This is a genomic window from Halococcus thailandensis JCM 13552 (assembly GCF_000336715.1).
GTDB classification, from domain to species: Archaea; Halobacteriota; Halobacteria; order Halobacteriales; family Halococcaceae; genus Halococcus; species Halococcus thailandensis.
The window spans coordinates 1-4,939 of sequence record NZ_AOMF01000138.1 but is presented as its reverse complement, the minus strand read 5'-3'; the positions used below and the strand labels follow the sequence as shown (position 1 = coordinate 4,939).

The 4,939-nt window shown below is 59.7% G+C and carries 8 protein-coding genes and 1 pseudogene; 2 read left to right on the top strand and 7 right to left on the bottom strand.

The window, feature by feature from the left end; genetic code table 11:
* The 4 genes and pseudogenes from C451_RS21985 to C451_RS24025 all read right to left on the bottom strand — a co-directional run.
* Positions 1-138: pseudogene (locus C451_RS21985) on the bottom strand (IS1595 family transposase); the annotation flags it as partial.
* Between the two features lie 6 nt (positions 139-144).
* Complete coding sequence (locus tag C451_RS24035) at positions 145-675, bottom strand: IS630 family transposase (RefSeq protein WP_275039324.1); 531 nt, start codon at positions 673-675, stop codon at positions 145-147.
* Entirely contained in the window at positions 644-1,204 is a 561-nt protein-coding gene (locus C451_RS24030) for an IS630 family transposase (protein ID WP_275039323.1), read from the bottom strand. The genes C451_RS24035 and C451_RS24030 overlap by 32 nt, the downstream gene beginning before the upstream one ends.
* Positions 1,205-1,208: 4 nt before the next feature.
* Positions 1,209-1,340, bottom strand: coding sequence for a hypothetical protein (locus tag C451_RS24025; RefSeq protein ID WP_275039325.1), 132 nt, complete (start codon positions 1,338-1,340; stop codon positions 1,209-1,211).
* A gap of 173 nt (positions 1,341-1,513) precedes the next feature.
* On the opposite strand from C451_RS24025, the gene C451_RS06365 reads away from it, so the two are divergent.
* Together C451_RS06365 and C451_RS06360 are read left to right on the top strand one after the other, a co-directional pair.
* On the top strand, positions 1,514-2,479 hold the full coding sequence (locus C451_RS06365) for an AIR synthase family protein (protein ID WP_049913015.1): 966 nt from the start codon (positions 1,514-1,516) through the stop codon (positions 2,477-2,479).
* A 70-nt stretch (positions 2,480-2,549) separates the two neighbouring features.
* Positions 2,550-3,020, top strand: coding sequence for a redoxin domain-containing protein (locus tag C451_RS06360; RefSeq protein ID WP_007738956.1), 471 nt, complete (start codon positions 2,550-2,552; stop codon positions 3,018-3,020).
* An 84-nt stretch (positions 3,021-3,104) separates the two neighbouring features.
* Here C451_RS06360 and C451_RS06355 read toward each other — a convergent pair whose 3' ends face one another.
* From C451_RS06355 to C451_RS06345, 3 genes are all read right to left on the bottom strand, one after another.
* On the bottom strand, positions 3,105-3,407 hold the full coding sequence (locus C451_RS06355; protein ID WP_007738953.1) for an antibiotic biosynthesis monooxygenase family protein: 303 nt from the start codon (positions 3,405-3,407) through the stop codon (positions 3,105-3,107).
* Positions 3,408-3,679: 272 nt separating this feature from the next.
* Positions 3,680-4,579 (bottom strand): SAM-dependent methyltransferase, encoded by a 900-nt coding sequence (locus C451_RS06350; RefSeq protein ID WP_007738951.1) that lies wholly within the window; start codon positions 4,577-4,579, stop codon positions 3,680-3,682.
* A 43-nt stretch (positions 4,580-4,622) separates the two neighbouring features.
* The coding region (locus tag C451_RS06345; protein ID WP_241431211.1) for a transposase at positions 4,623-4,939 on the bottom strand (317 nt) is incomplete at its 5' end.

The following is a 4,939-nucleotide window of genomic DNA, read 5'->3' as shown; positions in this document are numbered from 1 at the left end:
ACCGCGAGTGTAGGTGGTTTTCCAATCACAGCGGCCACACCAGATACGGGCTGACCCGTCGAGAGCGTGGAGGGTGTCAGCGTTACAATTTGGGCACGCTCGGGAGGTCCAGATGATCTTGAGCCGCCGCTCGACGATGAGTGATCAGCGCAACCTCTGAATGTTCGGCAGGAATTTCTCGATCCAGTCAACAGCAAAGCTCACGCGGTGGCTCAACCGAAGAAACGTCTCGGTGAGGAATTCTCTGAAGTGGTCTTCGTTCTCGTAGATCTCTGGCGAGATCTCTCGCTTGAGACTCTTCCAAAGTGGTTCGATCGCGTTCAGCGTCGGCGAATACGGTGGGATGAAGACGAACTCGATGCCGAGTTCGTCGGCCCGTTCTTGCGTGAGCTTCGCGTGATGGGAGCCGTAGTTGTCTGCCACGAGCAGAATCCGCCCGACCGGATTCTGCTCACGAATCGTCTCTAACGCTTCACAGACGGTCTCTTTGTTGATTCGTTTGCCAAACGAGAGCGTACTCTTCCCAGTCAATGCATAGAAGCCAAACGAGCGCCACGGAGCGGTCACCAGCGGTTTCTCGATCGTCACCGTTCGGTCGTACGACCACATCCGCTGGGAATTGTCGAATGGTTGTGGCCACGCTTCATCGAAAGAAACCCAGGACGACTGGATCATCCTCCTGTTCCTCGGTATCCTTCTCGTCGAGCGCCTCGCCGAGGCGCTCGGCGAGTATCTCATCCGCGTTCTCGGGACTGCGCGGATCCATTGGACGTGGTTTAGCGTAATACATCCCGCTCTCGCGTAGCTTCCGGCTCAAATGAGACGGATCGTAGGTGATGCCGTAGCGTTCTTCGATGAGTGTGTGGATTGCCTGTGGCGTCCACGGTTGGCCTTCCTCGAGGATGTCACACAGTTCGGCGAACTGCTCGTTGGAGAGTTTCGGAGGCCGGCCACCTCCGAAACTCGGTCGGAGTCCATCGACGCCGGCGTCGTTCCAGGCGTGTGCCCAGCGGCTGCTGTTAGCCTGTGAAACTCCGACGCGTCTGGCGGCTTCTTCGAGTACATCGCCCGCGTAGAGATTCTTGACGAAACACAGTCGGCGGACGAGCCGGGCCTCGTCCGCCATCTGTGCCTCATTGATCGCTGTATCGAGTTCGGCTTCGGGAAGATGCTCGATCACATCGAATCGGCGGTGTCCAATCATGAAGTCAGTAGGCGCTGTGAGTATCCATACTTTGCGCAGACCACTCGGCGTCGAGCGGCTCGGGCCGGAACTCTATTACGCCGAGGTCAGCGAGTTGCTCAAGCATTCCGCCGAGCGCAGCGCGTTCATTGGTCATGTACGACTGCTATCGGCGGAATGCACTAACCTCCGTGATCTCAGTTCCGCAGTACTACAGAAGAGCGGGCAGCGTTCATTCGTCCACGATCCGTCTCGCATCACATTGAGCGTTCTGGGGGCATGGCGTTCGCAATGAAAAGGCGAATGGGATCGTTCGCCAAACGGGGACCCATGAGCAAGCTCTCACCGGCGGAGCTGGAGCAGTACGTGTTCTCACGGACCGGCGACGCGAACGAGAACCTGCTCGTCGGTCCCCGCGAGGCCGAGGACGCCGCCGCGATCGAGACGGGGGCCGGAACCCTCGTCGTCAGCACCGACCCGGTCTCGCTGGCCGTCGAGCGTATCGGACGGATCGGCGTCGCGGTCGCATCCAACGACGTCGCTGCATCGGGTGGCGTACCCGAATACGTCGTTTCGACGGTTCTGCTGCCGGAGATGGACGAGGACGTACTCGATACGATCACTCGCCAGTTGCACGCGACGTGCAAACGACTCGGGTTGACGATCGTCGGCGGCCATACCGAGTCGGTCGCCGGTCTCGAGCGGCCGTTGCTGTCGCTAACCTGTCTTGGATACACCGACCGGTTCGTCTCGACCACGACGGCCACGCCGGACGATCGCGTACTCCTCACGAAGGGGGCCGGGATCGAGGCGACGGCGGTGTTGGCGTCCGATTTCCAAGAGCAAATCGACGCCGACGAGGCCACGTTCGAGCGGGCACTGTCGTTTTTCGACGAGCTGAGCGTGATGGCCGAAGCGGCGGTTTGTACGCCCGTCGCAACCGCGATGCACGACCCGACCGAGGGTGGCGTCCTCGGCGGGCTCGTCGAGATCGCCCGCGCGAGTGACGTCGACCTCGTTCTCGATGGCGAACCGGTACCAGTCCGCCCGACGACCCGCGAGTTCTGTGCCGCGATGGACGTCGATCCGCTGCGCGTGCTGGGATCGGGTGCGTTGCTCACGACGGTGCCGGCCGACGAGGCCGCGGGGACTCTCGACGCCCTTGAGGAAGAAGGTATCGCCGCGACCGATATCGGGCACGTCGGGGCGGTTTCGGGGAATGCACCGGCGGTCGTCCAGAACGGCCAGCGACGAACGGAGATGGTTCAGGATGGGATGTACGCGCTTTGGGAATAGAGGATGTTTGCTCAGCGAACCACGAACATGTTCGTAGTAGTTAAGACTACCCCACCCATAGTATGATGTGATGATATCCAACGGCGATACTGCACCCACGTTTTCCGCGACGGTCGGCACGAGCGACCACGAACCGTTCGAACTCGACGAGCATCTCGGTGACGGACCGGTCGTTCTCGCGTTCTTCCCGGGTGCGTTCACGCCCCCATGCACGAACGAGATGGTCGCCCTACAGGACCACCGCGACGAGTTCCAGGACGCCGGCGCGACCCTGCTCGGCGTGAGCGCCGACTCAGCGTTCTCGCTCGGCGCATTCCGCGATGAGTACGACATCGAGTTCGATCTCGTGAGCGACATGAGCCGTGAGGCGATCGAAGCGTACGATCTGGAGATCGACATCGAGGACCTGGGTCTCTACGACATCGCGAATCGCGCGGTCTACGTGCTCGACGAGGACGGCACCGTGATCTACGACTGGGTCGCCGACGATCCGACGAACGAACCGGAGTACGACGCGATCCTCGACGCCGTCGAATCGTAGGCCCCGTTTCGAGATCTACCGTCACGGCTGGATGGAGATCCGACAACCGCCGCTTTTTGTCGATGGTGGTGAGATCGAGTGCCGTCAGTCGGACGATCGCTCGACGACGACCTCGTGAATCTCGACCTCGTTCGGCGCTGCAAACGTTTCCTCGGCGGAGCGATCCGCGTGAGCGCGTTCGAACGCTGCCCCTTCTTTCCAGGCCTCGTAGTCTTCCTGCGATTCCCAGGTGGTCATCGTGATATACCCATCTGCGTCGATCGGGCGGAGCACCCGCAACTCGACGAAGCCCGGCTGGTCTTCGATACCGTGACTGGTCTTGAGCCGCTGAACGAACGTCTCGGCGTGCGATTCCGGAATCCGAACGTGATTTGAGACGATGATCATTCGTGATTTGCTCGATACGATATCCTTTCCCTGTCGGTAAATACGGTCGGTACGGCTCCGTTGAATCGCCATACTGCGGTGGACTTCATTGTTTGACAGAGCGTTTGATGTTGTATACGAGACACATCAAAGCGATCTCTCGAAACTCTCGTTTCGCCACCTATGATTGAGCGATCGATCCCGCCGCTGTCTAGTGATTCAATCGAGCTGTAAACACGTATTCGTCGTCCCACCCGTAGTTCTTTGTACACAAGGGCGCTCACACATTCCCTTCAGGACACGTCCACTTCTGCCAGTACGGTGAATTCGATTTCCATTATCTTCGGCTGCCGTCCAACCGGCTTGAAATAGCGCTCCAGATACGTCTCGTGGTCGGCCTGTTCGACCTGTCGAAAGTGACGTGCTGTTAGGTACGACTCGACTCTGGCGGGACGTAAGCCGAACACCCACGGTTCGCCCCTCTCGCTGAACCGTTCGAGCGTATCTGCGCCACCCAACTGAACGGAGCCATCGAGTACGCCACCGTGAACAAAGGTGAAGACGAGACGACTGCCGTCCGCTGCGATGTCCGATACACTGCGGAGGGTGGCATCGACCGCTTCGGCGGTGAGGTACTGGGTCACCCCTTCCCAGATGAAAACTGTCTTGACGTCCTCGCGAAATCCGGCTGTCGTGAGGGTGTTCGCCAACTCCTGGTGCTCGAAATCGATCGGTACGAAGGTGACATGTGACGGGAGGACATCGAGTGCGTTCTGTAACCGTGTCCGTTTGTACTGCTGGGTCGCTGGTTGGTCGAGTTCGAAGACGTGGCTCTTGTCAACGCCAGCGATACGGTACGGGCGGCTGTCCAGTCCGGCTCCCAAAATGACGACCTGCTCGAATCCCTCGGCCAGCGCCTCACGGAGGACCTCGTCGATGAAACACGTTCGCCCCAAAATACCGCCCACGACTCCCGGAATCTGGCGATCCAAACTGGCTTCCATCGTCGATCCAATAACGGGTAGGTCCAGTAGGTGATAGAACGCTCTGTAAAGCGGTGAATCGTAGAGTGATGGCAGTAAGTCGTAGGCGAACGGGTCTTCGAAGAGTCGCTCTCGCTCAGGACGGACAGATTCCCTCGCTCGCAAAAACGCCGCGCCTAATGCGGTTCGACTGAGAGCGTCTGTCGGCATGAGATATGTCTGGATCGGCGTCTTCGGGTGACTTCTCCCCGCCCTACTTCGCGCTGACGCGCTCGTTGAGGGCGGGGCTTCCCTGTTCCACGACGCGGTTTGCAGACACCTGCTGANNNTGGAGAACGTTCCACGCGGCGTTTTCGTCCCTGTCCGCTTCGAAACCGCAGGCAGGACAGGAATGTTTGCGGACCCACAGCGGTTTGTTAGTCTCGACGCCACACCGAGCACATTCTTTGGTGGTGCCACCGGGATGCACTTCCGCGAAGTGCGTTCCTTCGCGTTTGCACTTCCATTTCAGAAGCGTTCGGAATGTCGCCCACGCCGCACTCGCACGGTTGTGCGAGTTCGACGGCAGTT